The sequence below is a fragment of the Lysinibacillus sp. NPDC097279 genome (assembly GCF_044761745.1).
Taxonomy (GTDB): domain Bacteria; phylum Bacillota; class Bacilli; order Bacillales_A; family Planococcaceae; genus Lysinibacillus.
In genome coordinates, this window is sequence record NZ_JBIWDA010000001.1 from 491,552 (window position 1) to 514,920 (window position 23,369).

Here is a 23,369-nt window from a genome sequence, read left to right on the forward strand (position 1 = left end):
TAGCCTTGTCAAAAGTGGCTTTTCACACACTTGGCTGTAAAGTAAATCACTATGAAACAGAGGCTATTTGGCAACTGTTTAAAGAAGATGGTTATGATCGTACGGAGTTTGATCATCAGGCTGACGTTTATGTCATTAATACATGTACAGTAACAAATACGGGCGATAAAAAATCGCGTCAAGTTATTCGTCGAGCTGTGCGTCAAAATCCAGATGCGGTTATTTGTGTTACAGGCTGTTATGCGCAAACGTCGCCAGCGGAAATTATGGCGATTCCTGGTGTAGATATTGTTGTAGGAACACAGGATCGTACAAAATTACTTGGCTATATTGAGCAATATCGTAACGAGCGTCAACCAATTAACGCTGTACGCAACATTATGAAAAATCGTGTATATGAAGAATTAGATGTGCCAGCATTTACAGACCGAACACGTGCATCATTAAAAATCCAAGAAGGCTGTAATAACTTCTGTACGTTTTGTATTATTCCTTGGGCGCGTGGTTTAATGCGCTCACGTGATCCGCAGGAAGTACTAAATCAAGCACAACAATTAGTCGATGCTGGTTACCTTGAAATCGTACTAACAGGGATTCATACAGGTGGCTATGGACAAGACTTAAAAGATTATAACCTTGCTCAGTTGCTACGTGATTTAGAGGCGAATGTAAAAGGATTAAAACGTTTACGTATTTCTTCTATTGAAGCTAGCCAACTAACAGATGAAGTTATCGATGTTTTACGTGAGTCAAATATTGTTGTTAATCATTTACACATTCCGATTCAATCAGGATCGGATACAGTATTAAAACGTATGCGCCGTAAGTACACGATGGCATTTTTCGGCGAACGCTTAACAAAATTACATGAAGCGTTACCGAACTTAGCTGTTACTTCTGACGTAATCGTTGGTTTCCCAGGTGAGACAGAAGAAGAATTTATGGAAACATATAACTTTATTCGTGACCATAAATTTTCAGAGTTACATGTGTTCCCATTCTCTCCTCGTACAGGCACACCTGCAGCCCGTATGGAAGACCAAATCGATGAGGACATTAAAAATGAGCGCGTTCACCGCCTAATCGCTTTAAATGACCAACTTGCGAAGGAATATGCTTCTCGCTTCGAAAATGAAGTATTAGAAGTAATACCTGAAGAATTTGTTCATGATGGTAGTGAGGAAGAGGGCTTATTAACGGGTTACACTGACAACTACTTAAAAGTAGTTTTTGAAGGTCCTGAAAACCTGATTGGTCAACTTGTAAAGGTCAAAATTACACAAGCGGGCTACCCTCACTCTAAAGGGCAGTTTGTACGCTTATTAGAAACTGTAAAATAATAGCCTAAGGATTGTCTATCTATTGATGATAGACAATCCTTTTTTTATTGATAATATTACCCTTAAACGGGCATGATAAAGACTATGACAAATTAAAAACCATTGTGTAATGACTTAAGACATTAGACGGAAACGTGAAAACATGGTATTATTCCAGAGAGGTACGGACAACTTAAGTTAGAAGGAGTGCTTGTTAAATGACAACAAATTATGCAAATATGATTGATCACACTTTATTAAAGGCTGAGGCGACGAAAGAACAGATTGAAAAGCTATGTGCAGAGGCAAAAGAATTCGGCTTTGCATCTGTTTGCGTAAACCCAACGTGGGTGAAATATTGTAGCGAGCTATTACAAAACTCAGATGTTTTAGTATGTACGGTTATTGGTTTCCCATTAGGCGCTAATACACCAGCTGTAAAAGCATTTGAAGCCAAAGATGCGATTGCGAATGGCGCACAAGAAGTGGATATGGTCATCAATATTGGCGCTTTAAAAGATCAAAACTTCGAACAAGTACAAGCGGATATTGCGGCAGTAGTAGAAGCGGCAAAAGGCAGTGCGATTGTAAAAGTAATTATCGAAACTTGCCTACTAACTGAAGAAGAAAAAGTAAAAGCTTGTGAACTGTCTGTAGCAGCTGGCGCAGATTACGTGAAAACGTCAACAGGCTTCTCTACTGGTGGAGCAACAGCAGTGGACATAGCGTTAATGCGTAAAACAGTAGGACCTGAGCTAGGTGTGAAAGCTTCTGGTGGGGTTCGTAGCTTGGAAGATATGCAAAAAATGGTTGAAGCTGGTGCCACTCGTATTGGAGCAAGTTCTGGAGTAGCAATCATGAAGGGCTTAATTACTGATTCTAATTATTAATTTCAATAATGCTTAAATAGAAGAAATAGTGTACTGGAATATTTTCTAGTACGCTATTTTTTTGTTTACATTTAAAAATGGTCTGTAAGGAACAACTACAAAGCAAACGCCGTTAAGCTAATTTTTTCATCAGAATAATTATTTTTCCGACCTCATATACTCGAATGATGTAATTGTTTTAGAAGGGAGGATTTTATGTTTACGCAATATAAGTATTGGCGACCTTATATCAGTCCTTTTGATCCTTGTAAACCGATAGAGGTCAAAACCTTTGCAACACCTCCACAACTGTATATAGGCTTTCAACCGCCTGGTCTACCACAGTTTCAGACTGCAAGGGAAGCGTTAAAATTTGGTACACTATGGCCTGATTTTTTTAGTCCCTATCCGAACCCAGAGAGAGGTGGGATGAAAGGTGAGTAAACAAATGCCACCAGAGTTTTATCAGCTTCTCGAAGAAATTCAAGCGATTGATTTTGTTATCGTTGAATTAAATCTTTATTTAGACACACATCCACATGATTATGCCGCAATTACCCAATTTAATGAAAATACCGAAAAAAGTATGCGATTAAAAGTCGATTTTGAACAAAAATTTGGTCCGCTTATGAATTTCGGAAGAAGCTATTCGAATTATCCGTTCAATTGGGTTGATACGCCATGGCCTTGGCAAGTTTAAATACGGAATGAAATACATTTGGATTAGGGGGAAAGATGTTTGTGGTATTATGAAAAAAAGCTCCAGTATCCAGTCAAAGTTAGTACTTGTAACCCGATGCTAGCAAAGTATTTAATAGAGCAGTATGGTGGTGCAGATGGTGAGCTAGCAGCGGCACTTCGCTATATGAATCAACGTTATACAATACCTGATAAAGTAGTAGGCTTGTTAACGGATATAGCAACAGAAGAGTTTTCTCACCTCGAAATGATTGCCACAATGATTTATAAGCTAACAAAAGATGCAACCCCTCAGCAAATTAAAGAAGCAGGACTCGCAGATCATTATGTTAACCATGATAAAGCACTGTTTTATCAAAATGCATCGGGGGTACCATTTACTGCTTCCTATATACAGGCAAAAGGAGATCCAATTGCTGATTTATACGAAGATATTGCGGCGGAAGAAAAAGCACGTGCCACATATCAATGGATAATTGACTTATCGGATGACCCTGATTTAAATGATAGTTTGATTTTTTTAAGAGAACGAGAAATTATCCATTCGCAGCGCTTTAGAGAGGCTGTAGAAATTTTAATCGAAGATGGCAACACAAAGAAAATCTTTTAACCAATTTACGCCTTTATCAAAACAGTAAAGGAGCGTGGATTTTTTAGTTTGTAGTGTATGAAAGTTTTTGTGATGACGAAGAGACATTAATGTACCCTCTCTCAAGAAAGTATTTTTGTTCTATTGGGTAGAGACACTGCACTCTCTTCTTTACTATTTGTACACAATGACTATCCTTATTGTTATCTGAAGAACAATATAAAATACGGTTAAAATGGATTTTAAAAATTCTCTTTGCGATTTCGAATACTTTCTATTGACCGTTATAAGACAATACGGTATAATTTTTTAGTACACAACAGTTGGTTATTAGCCTAATTGTTTTGTGTATTGACGTGTGTTCGGAGGGAGGGAAAGAGAGATGTCAAAAACTGTCGTTCGCAAAAACGAATCGCTTGAAGATGCTCTTCGCCGCTTCAAACGTACTGTATCAAAAAGTGGTACAATTCAAGAAGTTAGAAAGCGCGAGTTCTACGAAAAACCTAGCGTTAAACGTAAAAAGAAATCAGAAGCTGCACGTAAACGTAAGTGGTAATTTAATTTCCCATTAAAAATCCCTACGTTCAAAACACGCAATTGTATGATTCACTGAGCAGACAATGATATACCTGGAATTAGTTGCAATTGCGATTAATTCCAGGTATTTTGCATGATGCTCTTTTTGCGGTACATATTCGAAAAAGTCGAATGAAATCACTACAGATTTCATTCGGCTTTTTTTATTTATAAGAAAACAGCAACTTTGCTAATCAGCTGAAGGGAAAAAACATACTTCATACTGTATAATAAAAATAAACTTGATTTTGTGAAACTTTTTACAAAGTCAGTCGTATATAGAGTAGAGAAGCATGTTAGAAGGGAGGGAAAAAGATGCGGAAAAGGAGAATCCTTAGCTATATTATTGTGATTTGGATGACTGTTTTGGTAGCGTTTCCACTGACTTCAGCATTTGCAAGTAGCAAGGTGTACCACGTGCCGATTCATGATGAAGTTGAACGTGGACTTCACGCATTTTTAGAACGAGCTTTTAAAGAGGCTGAAGAAAACTATGCAGAAGCGATTGTACTCGAGATACATACGCCGGGTGGTTTTTTCAATGCAGCAAGCGATATCGCCATGCTTATGGATGCCACTACGATACGTACGATTGCTTTTATTAACAAGGATGCCCATTCAGCCGGTGCTTTTTTAGCCTTACATGCAGATGAAATTTATATGGTTCCTAATGGAACAATTGGCGCAGCAGCAGTAATCGATTCTGCTGGCAATGCAGCAGATAATAAGGCTCATAGCGCGTGGCTCGCTCAAATGCAGGCGGCTGCCGAAACATCTGGACGAGATCCGAAATATGCTCTAGCAATGGCGGATACGAAAATCAATTTGCCAGAATATCGAGCTGGAGGCGAAAATTTGTTAACATTATCTGCCTCAGAGGCTGAGAAGGTTGGCTATTCTGAAGGAACTGTTGCTAATTTTCAGGAACTTTTGGCGAAGACAGGGTTAAAGGGTAGTGATATTGTACCAATTGAGCCAACCTTTGCTGAAAAAATTGCTCGTTTTATTACAAATCCACTTATCGTACCGATTTTATTGTCTATTGCGAGTTTAGGACTTGTAATGGAGCTTTATTCGCCTGGTTTCGGTGTTCCAGGTATAATGGGTTTATCAGCTCTAGGTTTATTTTTCTTCGGTCATATGGTAGCAGGTTTTGCAGGCTATGAAACATTATTAATTTTCATTGCAGGCTTAGCACTCGTCATTGCGGAATTTTTTGTCCCCGGAGGCATTGTTGGTATTTTAGGTGGCGTGCTTATATTACTTAGCTTGCTGCTGGCAGGTGCAAACATGATGCAAATGGTCATGGCGATTTTTATTGCGCTTGTAGTAGCCATAATAGGAATGGTGATCCTGATGAAATTTTTCGGTAAAAAAATGCATGTTTTAAACAAGTTAGTGCTCATGGATGCTACTACAACGGAAGAGGGCTATGTGTCTAACGTTAATCGCACTGAGTTGTTAGGGAAGGTTGGTATAACGTTAACACCACTTCGCCCAGCAGGTACAATTCGATTTGTGAATGAACGAATTGACGTTGTGTCAGAAGGTGGCTATGTTGATGTAGGGAAGAATGTAGAAGTGATTAAAGTAGAAGGCTCACGTATTGTTGTGAGACAAACAGAAAAAGAGATGGAGGAATAACAACATGGGAATTGATTTAGCTTTAGTGGGCCCAATAATCGGGCTAGTCCTACTATTTATTGTCGTCGCTGTATTTTTTACATTTGTACCAGTGGCGCTGTGGATTTCTGCACTTGCTGCAGGTGTCCGTGTTAGTATTTTCACATTAATCGGAATGCGCTTACGTCGTGTAATTCCTTCACGTATCGTCAATCCGTTAATCAAAGCACATAAAGCTGGCTTACCAGTGACGATTAATCAATTAGAAAGTCACTATTTAGCAGGTGGTAATGTAGACCGTGTCGTAAATGCACTAATTGCTGCTCACCGTGCTAATATTGAGCTAACATTTGAACGTTGTGCTGCAATTGACCTTGCTGGTCGTGATGTTTTAGAAGCGGTACAAATGTCTGTTAACCCAAAAGTAATTGAAACACCATTTATTGCAGGTGTGGCAATGAACGGGATTGAAGTTAAAGCAAAGGCACGTATCACAGTTCGTGCAAACATCGAACGTTTAGTCGGTGGTGCAGGTGAGGAAACAGTTATTGCCCGTGTAGGTGAAGGTATCGTTTCGACAATCGGTAGTGCATCAAGCCATACAACAGTCCTTGAAAATCCAGATATGATTTCACAAACAGTATTATCTAAAGGCTTAGACTCTGGGACAGCATTTGAAATCTTATCGATTGATATTGCGGATGTGGATATCGGTAAAAATATCGGTGCCGAATTACAAATTGAACAAGCGCAAGCAGATAAAAACATTGCCCAAGCGAAAGCGGAAGAACGTCGTGCAATGGCTGTAGCAAATGAGCAAGAAATGATTGCCCGCGTACAAGAAATGAAGGCGAAAGTAGTAGAGGCAGAAGCAGAAGTACCACAAGCAATGGCAGAAGCTTTACGTTCTGGTAACCTTGGTATTATGGACTATATGAACTACCGTAATATTCAAGCAGATACGGCTATGCGTGACTCCATTTCAAAAGTAAGTACAGACAAATCAGACCCTAGCGAACCAAAAGCATAATTAACGGAAAGGAGCGAGTGCTAACAAATGGAACAACTTATTATAATTGCAATTATTGCCATAGTCAGCTCTCTTTTCGGAAAATCTAAAAATAAAAAAGAACAAAAACCAATGCCCCCTTTCAATAAAACTGCTCCATCACAACCTTCCGCCCAAATGGAAGTAGATGAACCAACGCATCGTCGCCCAACTACTAAAAGGCAAAGCTTTGAAGACTTTGCGCGTGAATTTGTAGGGGAGCTAAAAACGGAATTTGCGACAGAAAATGACACGGAAAAACGACTAGAGCCAGTAAGAGAAAAAGTGAAGGAACATATTCCTAGTTATGTAGCCCCACCGCTTATTCCAACTGAGCAATTGAGTCGTAAAACCGAACGTCCTAGCATTGGGCGTTTGGCTGCTGAGAAAAAAGACATCTCCGTTGCAACCGCCAATAATGGATTTCAGATACCGAATTCTCAAAAAGCATTGGTGCAAGCAGTGGTGATGGCTGAAATTTTAGGCCCGCCAAAAGCAAAACGAAAATAACTAGCATGTCCTCCTTTTTCGGCGCATATATTGCCGAAGAAGGAGGCATTTTTTTATGAAAAAATTATTTCAATTAACGCCACTACTTGAATTAACACAGTATGAAACATTAAAAATTATCGGACCTTATCGCTTTTTACATGCTGACGCTACGTCATGCTCGTTTATTTATGCTGATTATCATATTATTGTGCGTGGAAAATCTGTTGAGATAAATGCAATAAAGGAAGAAATGCTCCATCTTTCAGTAGAGGATTTGCAGGAATTACATGTAAAAATGACTAATGATATGGGTGTGAGCAAGAATGTGGAATAATCGACCAATTATAATACGTATAAAGCGCCATGAAAATGTTCATCCTTTTATTCAAGCATTACACGCACAGCAAGTACCTTTAAAGCGTGTTGTCTTTCGGGATCAGGAAGTTACATTTGAAACGAATATGGGATACTTGCCAAAAATTCGTCGCATTCGTAGTCGGTATCGGTTAAAAATGACCGTTCATTATGCTGATGAGCTTCAAGTTTTTCGCGCACAACTTTGGACATTACTCGGGTTATTTATTATGATTTTAATCCCTTTACTTTGCGCACAAATCATTTGGCGTGTAGAAATTGAAGCGGCGACACCAGAGCTGCAACAACAAATAGAGAAAACATTTCAAGAAACGTTTCACTTAGAAACGCCGATGACTAAAAAAGTATTACCGTCAGACGCTGTTATTCGGCAGAGTCTGTTAGAAAAACATCGAGACTTAGCGTGGGTGCATATTGAAAAGCAAGGTGGTCGTGTTACGCTGAGACCACAGGAATCTCCAAAAACAACAGAATTGACAACCGAAAAACTTGCAACACATTTAGTTGCTACGAAAAGCGGTGTCATCACAAACTTTAACATCCAACATGGGGAACGAAAAATTTCTGTTAATGATACAGCTTACGAAGGTGACGTTCTTGTAAGTGGTGTCATTGACAGTGGTGAAGACCATGTCTTTGTTGGGGCAAAGGGTGAGGTTTTTGCGGACTACTGGCTTGAATGCTCCTTTAAAATTCCAACAAAACTAACAATTGAATCAATGCAACAAAAGCAGTGGCGTGTAGTCGTAAAGGGTATTCATAAAGAAGCTGTTGATTATGTACAAAAGAAAGACTTACCAAATTGGCTAGATTCTTATGTTTCGATTGTGGAGGAACAGCAAACAAAAACAGTGGAAATTAAATTAGATGAATCGAAAATAGATACATTGTTAATGCCACTACTACATGAAAAGATGCTTCAATCACTTCCTGCAAAAACCGTTATTAAGAAAGAAAACCTTTTACAGGCGAAGTGGGGGAATGGTACAGTTGAAGGGAAAGTTCTATTTTTAGTCAACGAAAACATTGCAAGTCCAATACAAGGGCCACAAGGAGAATGATTATGTCAGAACATTTAACTGTATTACAAGTGGATAATCCAAATGAAGCGGTGATGCTGCTAGGTATTTCCGATGCTAATATGAAATTAATTGAAGAGGCTCTTCATGTCCATATCATTACACGCGGTGAGCAAATTCAGCTAACGGGTGAAGAAGAAGCAAAAGAACAAGCAACATATCTTCTACACGCATTATTAAAAGTGATTCGCAAAGGAATTAATATTGATCAACGTGATGTAGCAACGGCAATTGAAATGACACAAAAAGGGACAATTGAATACTTTGCAGAACTTTACGATGAAGAAATTGCACGCACGACAAAAGGGAAACCGATACGTGCAAAAACAATAGGTCAACGAGAATACATACAAGCGATTCGTCACAAAGACGTTGTTTTTGGTATTGGTCCAGCTGGTACCGGAAAAACGTATTTAGCGGTAGTAATGGCTACGCAAGCGCTTAAAAATGGGCATGTAAAGCGTATTATTTTAACACGTCCTGCAGTCGAGGCAGGAGAGTCTCTAGGCTTCCTTCCAGGTGATTTAAAGGAAAAGGTCGATCCATATTTACGACCGCTCTACGATGCGTTAAACGATATATATGGCACGGAACAAACGCAACGCCTAATTGAGCGAGGAACAATTGAAATCGCGCCTTTAGCCTATATGCGTGGACGTACATTAGATGATGCCTTTGTCATTCTAGATGAAGCTCAAAACACAACACATATGCAAATGAAAATGTTTTTAACACGACTTGGATTTGGTTCGAAAATGGTTATTACTGGCGACAAAACGCAAATTGACCTTCCAAAAAATACGGAGTCTGGTTTGATTGTTGCTGAACGCACATTAAAATATGTCAATTCAATACATTTCCAAATTCTAGAGCAAGGCGATGTAGTCCGCCATCCAGTCGTAGCAAAAATCATAAAAGCTTACGAAGATCAGCAACTTTAAAATAACCGCCTAAGGCGGTTATTTTAAAGTCTGTACCGAAAGCGAAGCGACAGGTACAACGAAAGAAAAAAAGTCTGTACCGAAAGCGAAGCGACAGGTACAACGAAAGAAAAAAGTCTGTACCGAAAGCGAAGCGACAGGTACAACTTTGTTAATTAGAGCGGAGGGTGGGCGACTCCAGCGGGAACAGCACAAAATGTAAGCCGCAACAAACGGCGCGACAGCGACGGTTGCGGCTTACAGTGTGCCCACGGAAAGCGCCTGCCCGCAGCGGAACTCAACGTTGATATAGAGGTTGAAGCTGATAAATTCGAAATTATTGAGAAGAACGATACTGTGCTTAAATTTAACCTTAGTTATCTGTAATAGAAACTAATACTTGTTAATTAGAGCGGAGGGTTGGCGACTCCAGCGGGAACAGCACAAAATGTAAGGCGCAACAAACGGCGCCACAGCGACGGTTGCGGCTTACAATGTGCCCGCGGAAAGCGCCCGCCCGCAGCAGAAATTAACTGCAATAACCTATACTAAAAATGAAGCGACATATCCAGCAATTTATGCATATTTAAGGTTGAAAAATGAAAAATGTGACGGCTATACAAATACGTATAGCTGTTTTTTTGCTTTCTTATACATTTTTCGGGAAAAATGTTTTTTGAATTGGTATGATAGAAGATAGATAGAGGAGGTGCCGAATGGAGAAACAACTTCAAAAAATTACGGAGCTTATCGGGTTTCGCTACTTTTTGATTGTCGTTCTCATCCTTACAGGGGCATTACAGTTTACATTTATGTATGGCAATGTAAAGGGTGTTACATACGATTTTAAACCATTGCAACTTGCATCAGAAACAGTAAGATCGACGAAAACAATCGAAGATACAGTTAAGACTCAGCAGGAACGAGAAAAGGCAGCCAATGCAGTTACGCCCGTCTATCAATTTTCAGAGGACGTTGCAAAACAACGTGTAGCAATCGTGACGTCTTTATTTGATTATGTGCTTGAAGTGAAAAAGGCTGTAGATAGTAGTAAAGATCCCGATGCAGATGTCGACCAAGTGGCAAAGCTCCGCAAAAAATTAGAATCTATTGATGTTGACCAAATGCCTGTCATTTTTACAGATGCACAGCTTGAAGGCTTATTACAACAAAGTGAAACAGATTTAAAAAGAACAAGCGTACAACTTTCAAAACTTGTTCAAGAATATTTACAAAAATCAATTCGTAAAGAAAATGTGTTAGCTGCGCAAAATGATTTTGAAACAAAAATTCGTGGTCAGCGTGGCTATCCTGATAAGATTTTAAGCACAGTCATATTAATTGGACGTGCAAGTATTGTTGAAAACGAAACAATCAATGAGGAACAAACAAAAGTTAGAATAGAGCAAGCAAAGGAAGCAGTTGAACCAACGCGTATATTACAAGGTCAAATTATTGTACAGGAAGGGCAGATTATTGATAATGAGACATTTAGGCAATTAGAGCTACTTGGTATGGTCAGTAATAAAGCATCAATGAAGCCGATTGCAGGGTTGATTATTTTAACCTTCCTTCAACTGATTTTTATGTATATTCTATTTGATCGCTGGGAAATAGAAGAACCTAAAAAGCGTAATGCATTGCTTGTCACAGTAATTGTGTATAGTTTTTCAATTCTTCTAATGAAGTTTATAAGCTTAGTGGCGGATGGTTTTGATGTGACGGTTGCATTTTTATTCCCAACGGCATTAGCGACAATGCTCGTTCGTCTGTTAGCGGATGATCGCGCGGCAGTATTAATTACCGTTATGACTGCTGCTTCAGCAGGGGTTATTTTTCAAGAAGGGTATTCATCTGTGATGCAGATGGAAATTACGTTATATATTATATTTGGTGGTTTTGCGAGCCTATTCTTTATGCGTAGTGTAGAAAAGCGCTCACATATTATGCAGGCGGTTGCTGTTATATCACTTGTAAATATGGGCTTTATCGCATTTTATTTACTAATGACACAATCATCGTATGGCTTGTCTGAGCTACTGTTTTATTTTATTGCTGCGATTTTATCGGCACTTTTATCGGGTGCACTGACAATGGGGCTATTACCATTTTTTGAGTCGGCATTTAGTTTACTTTCGACATTGCGTTTAATTGAACTGTCTAATCCAAATCATCCATTGTTAAAAAAATTACTAATGGAAACACCTGGCACATATCATCATAGTGTAATGGTGGCAAATTTAGCTGAAGCTGCATGCGAAGCTATTGGTGCAGACGGATTACTAGCCAGAGTCGGCTGTTATTATCATGATATTGGCAAGACGAAGCGTCCAGCGTTCTTTATCGAAAATCAAATGTCAGGTATGAATCCTCATGATTCAATGCCGCCAGAAACTAGTGCAGAAATTATTATTGCACATACTACTGATGGAGCGGACATGCTAAGACGCTATAAAATGCCGCAAGAGATTATTGATATAGCGCTACAACATCATGGAACAAGTTTACTTAAATTTTTCCTTTACAAAGCAAAAGAAGAGGGAAAAGTGATTGATGAGGCAAAGTTCCGTTACCCTGGACCGAAACCACAAACAAAAGAGGCAGCCGTAATAAGTGTAGCTGATAGTGTGGAAGCGGCAGTTCGTTCAATGAAAGAACCAAATGCTGAAAAAATTCACAAGCTCGTGCGTGCAATTATTGATGACCGTGTACAGGACCATCAGTTTGATGAATGCGATATTTCGATAAAAGAGTTAAAATGTATAGAGCAAGTACTTTGTGAGACGTTAAATGGAATTTTCCATTCACGTATTGAATATCCAAAGGCAGATAAGTAGGAGGCACCAATGATTTTAACGATTGATTTTACAGATGAAACAAATGAAGTAACTGCACAACATACGGAGCTGGTGGAGAAGCTTTTACAACATGCAGCAAAAGTAGAAAAGATTGAACCTGAAACAGAAGTATCAGTAACCTTTGTGACTAACGAAGCTATCCAAGAAATAAACAGAGACTATCGCGGTAAAGACCAACCGACAGATGTGATATCGTTCGCCTTAGAGGAATTAGGTGAAGGTGAAATGGAAGTAACGTTTGAAGGGATGCCACGCATTTTAGGCGATATCATTATTTCAACAGATCGCACAAAGGAGCAAGCTGAGGAGTATGGACATTCATTTGAGCGTGAATTGGGCTTTTTAGCTGTCCATGGCTTCTTGCACTTACTTGGTTATGATCATATGGTACCAGAGGATGAAAAGGTGATGTTCGGGAAGCAAGAGGAGATTTTACAATCTTACGGCTTAGGACGTGACTAAATGGACTTACGCAAATATTTACGTTCGTTTGGATATGCTTTTGAAGGTATAATCACAGCATGTAAAGAGCAAAATTTTCAATCACATTTGCTCAGTGCAGCCATTGTTTTAATTGCTGGTTATTTCACAGGTTTATCACGAGTAGAATGGTTTATTGTGCTATTATTAATAGCACTGATGTTTGCGCTTGAAATGATGAATACCGCTATTGAACGAGTTGTGGACTTAGCTTCAACTGACATTCACCCACTTGCTAAGCAAGCAAAAGATATTGCAGCAGGTGCGGTGCTTGTATTTGCGGTATTCAGTGCTATAATCGGTTTACTAATCTTTATACCAAAATGGTTTTAACTTGATTTTAGCAACCCTTACTTACTATAAGTGAGGGAATAACTCTTGAATGTGCACTAAAAGCGGTGGGAGTTCAAACTTTGGCTATATTAAGGTTAGAGTATGTCTTAGATTTTAAAAGGAGTTCTTATGAAGCTCCAAAAAATCTGGACGCAATTACACCAAGGCGTAATTGATGATATGCCTAATGCATAAAGGCATTGATTTTGATGTAGAGGAGAATTAGCATAGATGAAGATAGATATGCATGCGTTACTAGAAGAATCTAAAAAAGCACGTGAGAAGGCATATGTGCCCTATTCAAAATTTAAAGTAGGGGCTGCGCTATTAACAAAAAACGGGGATGTCATCCATGGCTGTAATATTGAAAATGCAGGTTATAGTATGACGAACTGTGCAGAGCGTACAGCGTTTTTCAAAGCAGTCTCAGAAGGTGTTTATGATTTTGAGGCGAATGCTATTGTAGCTGATACAGAGGGCCCTTGTGCTCCATGTGGTGCGTGTCGCCAAGTAATGATGGAATTTTGTGCCCCATCTATGCCTGTATACTTAACAAATTTAAATGGTGATGTCACGGTAACGTCAGTTGGCGAGTTACTACCGTTTGCATTTACAACGGAGGATTTAGAAAATGCTGGAAAATAATGCTGGCTATAAGTCAGGCTTTATCTCAATTATTGGACGACCAAATGTCGGGAAGTCTACATTTTTAAACAGAGTTATTGGTCAAAAAATTGCCATTATGAGCGATAAGCCACAAACAACACGAAATAAGGTACAAGGCGTACTAACAACAGACGATAGCCAAATGATCTTTATTGATACACCTGGTATCCATAAACCAAAGCATAAGCTAGGCGATTTCATGTTAAAAGTGTCAAGAAATACATTGCGTGAAGTAGATGTTATTATGTTTATGGTCAACGCGGAGCAAAAGCTTGGTAAGGGTGACGAGTTTATTTTAGAAATGCTTGAAGGCAATCCAACACCTGTATTTTTAGTAATTAATAAAATTGATCAAATTCACCCAGATGAATTAATGGGTATTATCGACAGCTATAAAGAGCGCTATGACTTTGCTGAAATAGTGCCAATCTCAGCTCTTCAAGGGAATAATGTTGAAAACTTACTGTCAACTTTAACGAAGTATTTACCTGAAGGCCCACAGTATTATCCTGCCGACCAAGTAACAGACCACCCAGAACGCTTTATCATTTCAGAGCTAATTCGTGAAAAAGTGTTACATTTAACACGTGAGGAAATACCACATTCTATAGCAGTAGTCATTGATAAAATTCGTCGTGATGAAGAAAATGAAGAAAAGATTCGTGTTGCAGCGACAATTATTGTAGAACGTGATTCTCAAAAAGGGATTGTTATAGGTAAACGTGGGGCGCTGCTGAAAGAAGTAGGTATTCGTGCTCGTAAGGATATAGAAATGCTACTCGGATCTAAAGTGTATTTAGAGCTTTGGGTAAAAGTGCAAAAAGATTGGCGTAATAAATCAACGCATCTTCGTGATTTTGGATTCCGAGATGACGAATATTAATTTCCTTCACTTAGCGTAAATGCTTAGTGATTATAAAATTTTTCGATTTCTTAAAGTGGACTAAGCAGTTGAAATGATGCTTTAAGCCATTTGGGAGAGAGTAAAACGGAGCTGTCCAAATTTTGTTTGGAGAGCTCTATTTTCTTTGAAAACTCGCAAAAAAAGGAGGGGGATGGATGCTTTATAAATGGGAAGGCATTGTGCTAAAGGTTCGTGCATATGGCGAATCAAATAAAATTGTGACGCTACTAACGAGAGAGGCTGGCAAGGTGGCAACAATGGCACGAGGTGCGAAAAAGCCCTCAAGCAGATTATCTGCGGTGACACAGCCATTTACATATGGAATGTTTATGGTGCAACATCATACTGGAATGGGCACATTGCAACAAGGAGAGCATCTAAATTCAATGCGCCATATACGCGAGGATATTGTAGCAACTGCCTATGCAAGCTATATAATGGAACTAATCGAGCGTGTGGTGGAGGAAGGTAAAGCGGAGCCTTTTGCATTTGAAGTCCTTCTACAGTCATTACAGGCAATTGAAGATGGCTATGATCCAGAAGCCATTACACTTTTTGTAGAGTGGAAGATGTTACCCTACACAGGTGTACAGCCAATACTACATGCTTGTGCATCATGCGGTGCAGTGGATGGAGAATTTGCCTTTTCCTTTGCACAAGGCGGGTTCCTATGTCATCGCTGTTACCAGCAAGATCCATATATTATTCGGCTCACTCCAACTCAGCTAAAGCTGATTCGCATGTTCTACACAGTACCAATTGATCAAATTGGCAAACTAGAATTGAAAAAAGAGACAAAATATTTCATAAAAAAAATTATTACAACCATTTATGAGGAACAGACTGGTATTCGCTTTAAGACAAAGAAATTTATAGAGCAATTAGAAAGAACACCTGAATTACAATTAAGACCATCTACAGACAAAACAGAAACGCCAGAGGACAACTAACATGTCCTCTGGCATTTTTTTAAATTCGGTCCGTATTAATAGATATCCGAATCATCATATAAATCGTAATAAGTAGCCCATTTATCTGCAATTTTTATAAACTCAACACTTAAATATGCAGTTTCACCATTTTTTCCAGTTACGTGTAATACTGCATTGCCCTCTGCTAATGGCGTTACAATCAATTTGTTGCCGTTGATTACTGCTTTAACAGGTACTTTGTTTGTTGGATCTGAGCTATCCCCTAAATCCTCTAATGCCACTTGTACTGGCTCAAAATTAAAATAATCACTTGTAAATGTTAGTTCATTTGAAATTTCATAAAGATCAATACTACGTACAAAATCATACGTATACACATCTGCCGCCATGATTTGTTGTTGTGTACCATTTGTAAACGTTAATAAGTATTGTCCATCTTGAAAAATGGATAGTGTTGTTACGTTATCTTTCGTATCAAGTGTATAGAAATCAGAAGATAATGCTTGACCATCAGCAGTTTGAATACTTACTTCTGTAGGTGTGAACGATAAATCAGTTTCATTAAGATCAAGAGGTTGATTTTCTAAATAATCTCCTTCATTTACTTCTTCTAGTGTAGCTTGCAGTTTGCCATTGATAGATTTCACATGTACTAAGAAAAAGAAATCAGTAAATTCCTCGGTATCTTCGTTAAAACCAGTGATAACCAATTTACCAGTGCCTTCTTTTAATGGCTTAATTGTAATCGTATTTGTTATTTCTTGTTCGTCATCCCAAGTGAAAATATCCTCTGCAGGCTCAATCCCGCCATAAGATGCAAAGATAAAATCTTGATTAAAATAATCTGCATGAATCATCGCATTATTTTGTGTGTTTTCAGCGCGCACTACAAAAGAGGCTAGTTGAGAACGTTTTACATAGCTTTGAGGACCAAAGGTAGTTGGTGTCGTACCTTTTGTGATGTTGTTAGCAAATAATGTTTGAATATATGGCTCGTATTCACTGCCAGCCTTTACATCTGTAAAAGGTATATCTATATCAGCTGTAATTGTTAAATCAAAGCCTTTTACAAGCATTTTGGATAGTTGACCACGTGTAATTTGTTTTGTCGGATTAAAATAACCATTAGAGCCACTAATGATTCCTGCCTCTGCAAGAGCAGCGATAGCACCATAGTTTTCATTATCAGGGGTAATATCCTTGAAGTGAGGATTTTTTACATGCATAGTATCTAGATGTAAAATGCCTGCTAAAATTTTTGCTGCCTGTGTACGAGTAATAAAATTAGCTGGTTTAAATGTACCGTCAGGATAGCCAGAAATTATACCACGCTCGGCTAAGTTAATAATTGCTTTGCCTTCCTCAGTCGATGGGTTAATATCGGGAAATAATGAAGAGGCATTAGCTGTTTGGGGGGCAATAACGATAGCGCTTGTTGCTAAAGTAGCTGCCAAAGCCATTTGATAAAAACGGTGTGTATTCAATTTGTTTCCTCCAATGAATAGATATACATTTATAGCATTGCTCTTTCTAGTAAGAATCCTTCCTATGTACAGTTTCAAACTTCCGGACGATTGATTGCGAATGGTTGGTATTACTATGTATTGTTAAAAAAACGTACTTTAACATAAAAGAATAACTATAATAATATATTTATATCAAATTGTTGAAGGTGAGAATAGAGGGAATATTATCCACTATAAAATGGAAATTATGTGGTGCATATTGAAATCAAAATAGGAAAAAAAGATTAGGAAAACGTCCGATATACAAATTAGTAAGAAAAAATTTGTTTTTTTTAGCGATACGGTGCATTAATAAAATAATAGTTGTTTTTATAAATAATAACGTTAATTTTTATTGAAATAGGTCAAATATCTTAGCTTTTAGTTACAATCATTAGCGAAGTTCGTTTAAATTATGAATCTAAAGAATTACTTTTTAAATGGTTTGTAATATATGCATAGTATTAACTAATCATTTCAATCCCATATACTAGTTGAAAAGGCATTTTAACCTATGATATTGTAAAGGTAAATAAAATATATATTAGTTATTTTTGCATAATTATACTAATTACATGGAAAATTAGTTTTAATTATTCTTCATTTAACACATAGATGAAAACCAAGCCTCTATCAGCAAACGTATAATAGTACGTTATTAGATTAATGCAGTCCTATGGAAAAGGGAGGGAGGTCACATAATGCTATAAATACGCGTGTGTGGCTGAATAAATGCTAAGAAAAGTGACATTAAGTATTGAGGAAGTAGAAGCAAATGATATTTTAGCAGAAGATATTTTTTCCGAGTATCGCCTATTAGCTAAAAAAGATTTAGTGCTAACTGAGAGAATAATTGCATTACTTAAACTAAGAAAAGTAGAGGAATTATCAGTTTATCTATCTTCAGATTCAGTAAGAATTGTTCATGATTTAAGTTTGCAGCGAACAAGAGAGTATGAGGATGTATTTGCACCTCTTTTACAGCAAAAAGAAGCAATTGATGAATATAAAGTAGCGGTCAACAATCTATTTATGACAACGTTAGAAAATGTTGTACACGAATTGCGTTATGGGCAAATTTTAAAAAGTACTCAGGATACAGCATATGTTAGAGGTGTGTTTGAGCGGATTTTAGAAAAAAAACATCGCTACGATTTACTCATACGTTTAAGAGAATGGGATGAGTACTCGTTTGTCCATTCCTTCGATGCTTTTGTACTAGGAACTATTTTTGCGCGACAACTAGGCTTAACAGAAATAGAGATGTTAGCGCGTGGTTATCTATTTCATGATATTGGCAAAGTATTTATACCACAAGAAATACTAGGCTTAAAAAGAAAGCTGTCCGAGGATGAATTTGAAATTGTCAAAACCCATACAACAAAAGGTTATGAGCTCCTATTAGAAAATGGTGAAGCAGATATCGCTTATTTAGCACGTGATCACCACGAGCGTTTTGCGGGAAAAGGATATCCGAACCAACTTTGTGCAGATGAGATGAGTGATGGTGTTCAACTATTACAAATTATTGATGTCTATTCGGCAATGACCTCAAAACGTGTATATCATTCGGGATATAACGCAACAGATGCTTTAGCTGTACTGTATCGAGATCGACATTTATATAACGAAAAGTTTATGCATAAATTTGTAGAGTGCCTCGGCATTTATCCTGTAAACTCAGTTGTGTTGCTATCTGATAATCGGAGTGCACGAGTGGAGCTTGTCTACGATCTATTTCCAACGTTACCGAAAGTAAAATTATTAGATGAGCAAAGGTCTATGAATTTACCCCTGAATTATAGTGTAAAAATTGTTAAAATGATTGATTATCGTGCTAATAGTTTTGAAGAAATTTTTAACTTATTTATCGAACAGTTAATACGAAATGATGAGAAAACTTTAAAAGTGTATTTCAATAAATTAATTGATCATTTACATCCGAAAGAAATTGTTTTAAAAATCTTCTTACCTGCCTATCGTATTCTGCGGCTACTAACGCGAGAAATTCAAACTGATATGAAGAAATACAAAAATTCCATTCATATATTAAAGCAACTATTGGAAGAACAATTAAATGTTTTGTACATGGATTACCAGCATGAGCAAACAACCATTTTAGTTGTGGAAACTTCTATTCGTGAGAACTTTTTTATTAAACTTGTTCAGAGTATTTTGTATATTGATAAAATCGTGCCGTTCTTTATTAATCCAGGCGATGATCAACGTATAACACAACTAATGGAGCACTGTGGTGTAAATGTTGCCTACTTTATTGACGAGGAACTGACGATCGACAAAAGAGTTCGTCCTATGCGTGAAGGCACCTTCCTATACTATTCCTTAAGTGATATTGAGGAACTATTAGTAAACTTAGTTGGTATGAGTATGAAAAAGTTTTTATTTGAGGAAAAAATGCAGGAGCGTTTATTTATATCGTTAAAAGCATAGCACATGGCCAAATCAAAATTTGATTTGGTTTTTATTTTTTAACTATAAAAAGGGAGTGTTAGTTAAATAGATTAGATGATCATAAATCGCCGATAAACTAAGAGAAACAGCCGATAAAAGTCCATGAATCGCTGGTGAGACAGAAGAAATCGCCGTTAAAAGTTCGCGAAACGCCTGTAAACCTTTGAAAAGCAACCGCCGTAGCAGACAACAACGGCATAAAAAAAGTGTTAGATTGATTACAGTCAATCTAACACTCTTTTCTTTTGTCACAGCTGCTCGGGCTTTTGACAAGTTTAATTCAAATTAAAATTGAAGATGCTTTTCGATATACGCTTTTACATCAGCGATTGGCATACGAACTTGTTCCATTGAATCACGGTGACGAACAGTTACTTGACCATCTTCTTTTGAATCGAAATCGAATGTGATACAGAATGGTGTACCGATTTCATCTTGACGTCGGTAGCGTTTACCGATTGATTGAGATTCATCAAAATCAACTGGGAACGATTTGCGTAGCTCTGACCATACGTCAGCAGCCTCATCCGATAACTTTTTAGAAAGTGGAAGCACTGCTGCTTTAAACGGTGCTAAAGCAGGGTGGAAGCGTAATACTGTACGTTTGTCATCACCCTCTAGCTCTTCTTCATCATAAGCATCACATAAAAATGCTAAAGTAACACGGTCAGCACCTAAAGATGGCTCGATGCAGTATGGCACATAGCGTTCGTTTGTCACAGGATCAATATAAGTGAAGTCTTCACCTGAATGCTCCATATGTTGTTTTAAGTCGTAGTCTGTACGATCAGCTACACCCCAAAGCTCGCCCCAGCCGAATGGGAATTTAAATTCGATATCAGTTGTTGCGTTAGAGTAATGCGATAATTCGTCATCCTCGTGGTCACGTAAACGCATTGAATCTTCTTTCATGCCCAAGTTCAGTAACCAGTTTTTACAGAATTCTTTCCAATATGCATGCCATTCAAGATCTTCACCTGGTTTACAGAAAAATTCAAGCTCCATTTGTTCAAACTCACGTGTACGGAATGTGAAGTTCCCTGGAGTAATCTCATTTCGGAAAGACTTACCGATTTGTGCGATACCGAATGGTGTACGTTTACGCATAGAACGTTGAACGTTTTTGAAGTTTACGAAAATGCCTTGTGCCGTTTCAGGACGTAGGTAGATTTCGTTAGTAGAAGATTCTGTAACACCTTGGAATGTTTTAAACATTAAATTAAATTGACGGATATCAGTGAAATCTGCTTTCCCACAATCAGGACAAACAACATCATATTTCACCATTGTTTCTTTCATTTGATCGAATGTCATACCGTCTACAATAATTTCATCACCTTTTGCCAGTGCAGCATCTTCGATGATTTTATCTGCACGGTGACGTGCTTTACAAGCTTTACAGTCTACCATTGGGTCGTTGAAGTTGCCAACGTGACCAGATGCAACCCAAGCTTTTGGATTCATTAGGATAGCTGCATCGATCCCAACATTATGTTCTGATTCTTGAACAAACTTTAGCCACCAAGCTTTTTTAACATTATTTTTTAATTCAACACCAAGTGGACCGTAATCCCAAGTGTTTGCTAAGCCTCCATAAATTTCAGAACCTGGGAAGACAAAGCCTCGATGCTTTGCTAATGATACAATTGTTTCCATTGATTTGTTAGCCATTATAATAGCCTCCTTCTTAATTTTCCTTGCACAAGAGTGAAAAAGTGTTACATGACGAATTAAAAGAATGACCAGTGTCATTATCAAAACTAATTCGCTTCATACGAATATTGCATACTTTAATTTAGCACGAACTAAATTAAAAATAGCACCCGTCTCCGGGCACAAATAATGCCCAGGGACGAGTGCTAATACCCGCGGTTCCACCCTGATTGTTTTAAACGACCTGTTTAAAACCTCTTTTCAAAAAGTTAGCTCAAGGAGTGCCTTTTCTCTGCTACATTGTAGACTTTCACCATCTTCTACTCGCTAAAAATTGAACAGATACTTTTTTCCTATCATCGCCTGTATAACGCAAGATTGCTCGAAAATACATTTAGAGCAAGCGTATGTGTCAATATTGTAGCATGTAGTTCTTTTCTTCGCAATAACCATTAAAATAGTATATAATAATTGAGCATAAGTATAACACTATTAGATTTGAGGCGGTGAGTCCAATCGAACTCAACAAACGTCAGGAAGACATTTTACAAATTGTGAAAGAGAACGGCCCGATAACAGGGGAGCATATTGCAGAACGTCTCAATCTGACAAGAGCGACTTTAAGACCAGACTTAGCAATTTTGACGATGGCTGGCTTTTTAGATGCTAGACCAAGAGTTGGTTATTTCTATTCTGGGAAAAAAACATCTGTAACATTAATGGATAGCATTAACAATTTAAAAGTAAAAGATTTTCACTCGGGACCTGTTGTTGTACCTGAAACAATGACGGTATATGATGCCATTTGTTTCATGTTTTCAGAGGATGTCGGAACCCTTTTTGTCGTTGATAAGAATGAATTTTTAACAGGGGTTCTTTCTCGTAAAGATTTACTGCGTACAAGTATTGGCACGCAGGATTTAAATAAAATTCCTGTACATATTATTATGACACGAATGCCAAATATCTCGTACTGTGAAAGATCAGATTCGTTAGTTGTTGCAGCAAATAAGTTAATAGAACGAGAAGTAGATTCGTTACCGGTAATCGAACCTCAAGAGGGCGGATTGACGATAGTCGGCCGTTTAACTAAAACGACCATTACACGTGCCTTCCTATCTCTTGCGCAAAATGTCTAACAGTTGAAGGGGAACAGCATGAAGAGATTACGCGTTTTTGTTGTATCTGATTCCGTCGGCGAAACTGGTGATCAAGTAGCTAAGGCTGTTATTAGCCAGTTCCGTCCAGGCTTAGAAAATACGATTATTCGGCGCTTTCCACATATTCAAACAGAAGAGCTTGTTCGAAAAATAGTCTGCCTCGCTGCGAAACAGAAGGCATTTGTAGTTTATACACTTGTTCGACAAGACATGCGTGCATTATTGCATGATCTTTGCGAAAAAGAAAAAGTTCATGCTGTAGATATATTAGGACCAGCGTTGAAATCGATGGCAACCTTTATGGAAGAAATGCCATTAGAAACTCCGGGCATTGTGCATCAACTCGATGATGACTACTTTAAAAAAATTGAGGCAATTGAATTTGCAGTGAAATATGACGATGGCAGAGATCCAAGAGGCTTATTGCAAGCTGACATTGTACTTGTTGGCGTTTCACGTACTTCTAAAACGCCGCTTTCACAGTATTTAGCACATAAACGTTTTAAGGTGGCAAACGTACCATTAGTCCCGGAGGTTGCGCCGCCAGAGGAATTATTAAAAATTGATGCGAGAAAATGTTTTGGCTTAATTATTTCTCCTGATAAATTAAACTCGATAAGAAAAGAAAGATTAATGACGTTAGGTTTAAGTGACGATGCCATCTATGCGCAACATGCACGAATTTTAGAGGAAATACAGCATTTTGAAAAAGTTGTCGATGAAATAGGCTGTAAAGTGATTGATGTAACGAACAAAGCTGTTGAGGAAACTGCAAACGTTATTATTGAATATCTTGCAAGTTATAAATAAAAAACTA

The 23,369-nt window shown here is 37.9% G+C and carries 23 protein-coding genes; 21 read left to right on the forward strand and 2 right to left on the reverse strand.

From position 1 onward, the window contains the following. Positions 1 to 5: 5 nt before the first annotated feature. The 18 genes from mtaB (at position 6) to recO (ending at position 15,780) form a co-directional block, all read left to right on the forward strand. Entirely contained in the window at positions 6 to 1,340 is a 1,335-nt protein-coding gene (mtaB, locus tag ACIQ1H_RS02300) for a tRNA (N(6)-L-threonylcarbamoyladenosine(37)-C(2))-methylthiotransferase MtaB (protein WP_172772089.1), read from the forward strand. 197 nt (positions 1,341 to 1,537) lie between these two features. Then, positions 1,538 to 2,209 carry a deoxyribose-phosphate aldolase gene (deoC, locus tag ACIQ1H_RS02305; RefSeq protein ID WP_402886226.1) on the forward strand — a complete coding sequence of 224 codons (672 nt, stop codon included), beginning with the start codon at positions 1,538 to 1,540 and terminating at the stop codon, positions 2,207 to 2,209. 195 nt (positions 2,210 to 2,404) lie between these two features. Then, entirely contained in the window at positions 2,405 to 2,632 is a 228-nt protein-coding gene (locus ACIQ1H_RS02310) for a spore coat associated protein CotJA (protein ID WP_402886228.1), read from the forward strand. After that, entirely contained in the window at positions 2,625 to 2,888 is a 264-nt protein-coding gene (locus ACIQ1H_RS02315; RefSeq protein WP_139860636.1) for a spore coat protein CotJB, read from the forward strand. The genes ACIQ1H_RS02310 and ACIQ1H_RS02315 overlap by 8 nt, the downstream gene beginning before the upstream one ends. A gap of 39 nt (positions 2,889 to 2,927) precedes the next feature. Continuing rightward, positions 2,928 to 3,497, forward strand: a complete 570-nt coding sequence (locus tag ACIQ1H_RS02320) for a manganese catalase family protein (RefSeq protein WP_139860639.1) — start codon at positions 2,928 to 2,930, stop codon at positions 3,495 to 3,497. Between the two features lie 361 nt (positions 3,498 to 3,858). Continuing rightward, on the forward strand, positions 3,859 to 4,032 hold the full coding sequence (rpsU, locus tag ACIQ1H_RS02325; protein WP_004227078.1) for a 30S ribosomal protein S21: 174 nt from the start codon (positions 3,859 to 3,861) through the stop codon (positions 4,030 to 4,032). A gap of 335 nt (positions 4,033 to 4,367) precedes the next feature. After that, the gene (locus tag ACIQ1H_RS02330) at positions 4,368 to 5,696 is read left to right on the forward strand and encodes an NfeD family protein (RefSeq protein WP_402886231.1); all 1,329 of its coding nucleotides are present in this window, start codon (positions 4,368 to 4,370) and stop codon (positions 5,694 to 5,696) included. A 4-nt stretch (positions 5,697 to 5,700) separates the two neighbouring features. After that, positions 5,701 to 6,705, forward strand: coding sequence for a flotillin-like protein FloA (floA, locus tag ACIQ1H_RS02335; RefSeq protein WP_139860794.1), 1,005 nt, complete (start codon positions 5,701 to 5,703; stop codon positions 6,703 to 6,705). Between the two features lie 27 nt (positions 6,706 to 6,732). Next, positions 6,733 to 7,233 carry a hypothetical protein gene (locus ACIQ1H_RS02340; RefSeq protein ID WP_402886233.1) on the forward strand — a complete coding sequence of 167 codons (501 nt, stop codon included), beginning with the start codon at positions 6,733 to 6,735 and terminating at the stop codon, positions 7,231 to 7,233. Positions 7,234 to 7,288: 55 nt separating this feature from the next. Then, positions 7,289 to 7,549, forward strand: coding sequence for a hypothetical protein (locus ACIQ1H_RS02345; protein WP_172772087.1), 261 nt, complete (start codon positions 7,289 to 7,291; stop codon positions 7,547 to 7,549). Beyond that, positions 7,539 to 8,651 carry a sporulation protein YqfD gene (locus ACIQ1H_RS02350; protein WP_402886235.1) on the forward strand — a complete coding sequence of 371 codons (1,113 nt, stop codon included), beginning with the start codon at positions 7,539 to 7,541 and terminating at the stop codon, positions 8,649 to 8,651. Before ACIQ1H_RS02345 ends, ACIQ1H_RS02350 begins: the two co-directional genes overlap by 11 nt. A gap of 2 nt (positions 8,652 to 8,653) precedes the next feature. Next, complete coding sequence (locus ACIQ1H_RS02355) at positions 8,654 to 9,610, forward strand: PhoH family protein (RefSeq protein ID WP_172772085.1); 957 nt, start codon at positions 8,654 to 8,656, stop codon at positions 9,608 to 9,610. A gap of 695 nt (positions 9,611 to 10,305) precedes the next feature. Next, entirely contained in the window at positions 10,306 to 12,426 is a 2,121-nt protein-coding gene (locus ACIQ1H_RS02360; RefSeq protein ID WP_172772084.1) for an HD family phosphohydrolase, read from the forward strand. 9 nt (positions 12,427 to 12,435) lie between these two features. Further along, complete coding sequence (ybeY, locus tag ACIQ1H_RS02365) at positions 12,436 to 12,909, forward strand: rRNA maturation RNase YbeY (protein ID WP_402886237.1); 474 nt, start codon at positions 12,436 to 12,438, stop codon at positions 12,907 to 12,909. Continuing rightward, positions 12,910 to 13,260, forward strand: coding sequence for a diacylglycerol kinase family protein (locus tag ACIQ1H_RS02370; RefSeq protein ID WP_402886239.1), 351 nt, complete (start codon positions 12,910 to 12,912; stop codon positions 13,258 to 13,260). It begins immediately after the preceding gene. A gap of 231 nt (positions 13,261 to 13,491) precedes the next feature. Further along, on the forward strand, positions 13,492 to 13,905 hold the full coding sequence (locus ACIQ1H_RS02375; RefSeq protein WP_402886241.1) for a cytidine deaminase: 414 nt from the start codon (positions 13,492 to 13,494) through the stop codon (positions 13,903 to 13,905). Continuing rightward, positions 13,892 to 14,809 (forward strand): GTPase Era, encoded by a 918-nt coding sequence (gene era / locus ACIQ1H_RS02380; protein ID WP_402886243.1) that lies wholly within the window; start codon positions 13,892 to 13,894, stop codon positions 14,807 to 14,809. Before ACIQ1H_RS02375 ends, era begins: the two co-directional genes overlap by 14 nt. Before the next feature lie 176 nt (positions 14,810 to 14,985). Then, positions 14,986 to 15,780 (forward strand): DNA repair protein RecO, encoded by a 795-nt coding sequence (gene recO, locus ACIQ1H_RS02385; protein WP_402886244.1) that lies wholly within the window; start codon positions 14,986 to 14,988, stop codon positions 15,778 to 15,780. A 35-nt stretch (positions 15,781 to 15,815) separates the two neighbouring features. Here recO and ACIQ1H_RS02390 read toward each other — a convergent pair whose 3' ends face one another. Continuing rightward, positions 15,816 to 17,246 (reverse strand): S-layer homology domain-containing protein, encoded by a 1,431-nt coding sequence (locus ACIQ1H_RS02390; protein WP_402886246.1) that lies wholly within the window; start codon positions 17,244 to 17,246, stop codon positions 15,816 to 15,818. Positions 17,247 to 17,999: 753 nt separating this feature from the next. Here ACIQ1H_RS02390 and ACIQ1H_RS02395 point away from each other — a divergent pair. Continuing rightward, complete coding sequence (locus tag ACIQ1H_RS02395) at positions 18,000 to 19,718, forward strand: HD-GYP domain-containing protein (protein WP_402886248.1); 1,719 nt, start codon at positions 18,000 to 18,002, stop codon at positions 19,716 to 19,718. Between the two features lie 306 nt (positions 19,719 to 20,024). On the opposite strand, the gene ACIQ1H_RS02400 is transcribed toward ACIQ1H_RS02395, so the two are convergent. After that, on the reverse strand, positions 20,025 to 21,410 hold the full coding sequence (locus tag ACIQ1H_RS02400; RefSeq protein ID WP_402886250.1) for a glycine--tRNA ligase: 1,386 nt from the start codon (positions 21,408 to 21,410) through the stop codon (positions 20,025 to 20,027). 488 nt (positions 21,411 to 21,898) lie between these two features. Between ACIQ1H_RS02400 and ccpN the strand changes: the two genes are divergently transcribed. Together ccpN and ACIQ1H_RS02410 are read left to right on the forward strand one after the other, a co-directional pair. Then, positions 21,899 to 22,531, forward strand: coding sequence for a transcriptional regulator CcpN (gene ccpN / locus ACIQ1H_RS02405; RefSeq protein WP_172772074.1), 633 nt, complete (start codon positions 21,899 to 21,901; stop codon positions 22,529 to 22,531). An 18-nt stretch (positions 22,532 to 22,549) separates the two neighbouring features. Then, on the forward strand, positions 22,550 to 23,362 hold the full coding sequence (locus tag ACIQ1H_RS02410; RefSeq protein WP_402886252.1) for a pyruvate, water dikinase regulatory protein: 813 nt from the start codon (positions 22,550 to 22,552) through the stop codon (positions 23,360 to 23,362). The last annotated feature ends 7 nt before the right edge of the window (positions 23,363 to 23,369 follow it).

Bases quoted from the DNA above. Each gene is read 5' to 3' on its own strand.
- recO (WP_402886244.1), top strand. From the start codon at position 14,986: ATGCTTTATAAATGGGAAGGCATTGTGCTAAAGGTTCGTGCATATGGC.
- ACIQ1H_RS02355 (WP_172772085.1), top strand. From the start codon at position 8,654: ATGTCAGAACATTTAACTGTATTACAAGTGGATAATCCAAATGAAGCG.
- ACIQ1H_RS02360 (WP_172772084.1), top strand. From the start codon at position 10,306: ATGGAGAAACAACTTCAAAAAATTACGGAGCTTATCGGGTTTCGCTAC.
- deoC (WP_402886226.1), top strand. From the start codon at position 1,538: ATGACAACAAATTATGCAAATATGATTGATCACACTTTATTAAAGGCT.
- ACIQ1H_RS02310 (WP_402886228.1), top strand. From the start codon at position 2,405: ATGTTTACGCAATATAAGTATTGGCGACCTTATATCAGTCCTTTTGAT.
- ACIQ1H_RS02340 (WP_402886233.1), top strand. From the start codon at position 6,733: ATGGAACAACTTATTATAATTGCAATTATTGCCATAGTCAGCTCTCTT.
- ACIQ1H_RS02350 (WP_402886235.1), top strand. From the start codon at position 7,539: ATGTGGAATAATCGACCAATTATAATACGTATAAAGCGCCATGAAAAT.
- ACIQ1H_RS02345 (WP_172772087.1), top strand. From the start codon at position 7,289: ATGAAAAAATTATTTCAATTAACGCCACTACTTGAATTAACACAGTAT.
- ACIQ1H_RS02330 (WP_402886231.1), top strand. From the start codon at position 4,368: ATGCGGAAAAGGAGAATCCTTAGCTATATTATTGTGATTTGGATGACT.
- floA (WP_139860794.1), top strand. From the start codon at position 5,701: ATGGGAATTGATTTAGCTTTAGTGGGCCCAATAATCGGGCTAGTCCTA.
- era (WP_402886243.1), top strand. From the start codon at position 13,892: ATGCTGGAAAATAATGCTGGCTATAAGTCAGGCTTTATCTCAATTATT.
- ybeY (WP_402886237.1), top strand. From the start codon at position 12,436: ATGATTTTAACGATTGATTTTACAGATGAAACAAATGAAGTAACTGCA.
- ACIQ1H_RS02400 (WP_402886250.1), bottom strand. From the start codon at position 21,410: ATGGCTAACAAATCAATGGAAACAATTGTATCATTAGCAAAGCATCGA.
- ACIQ1H_RS02395 (WP_402886248.1), top strand. From the start codon at position 18,000: ATGCTAAGAAAAGTGACATTAAGTATTGAGGAAGTAGAAGCAAATGAT.
- ACIQ1H_RS02410 (WP_402886252.1), top strand. From the start codon at position 22,550: ATGAAGAGATTACGCGTTTTTGTTGTATCTGATTCCGTCGGCGAAACT.
- ACIQ1H_RS02375 (WP_402886241.1), top strand. From the start codon at position 13,492: ATGAAGATAGATATGCATGCGTTACTAGAAGAATCTAAAAAAGCACGT.
- ACIQ1H_RS02370 (WP_402886239.1), top strand. From the start codon at position 12,910: ATGGACTTACGCAAATATTTACGTTCGTTTGGATATGCTTTTGAAGGT.
- rpsU (WP_004227078.1), top strand. From the start codon at position 3,859: ATGTCAAAAACTGTCGTTCGCAAAAACGAATCGCTTGAAGATGCTCTT.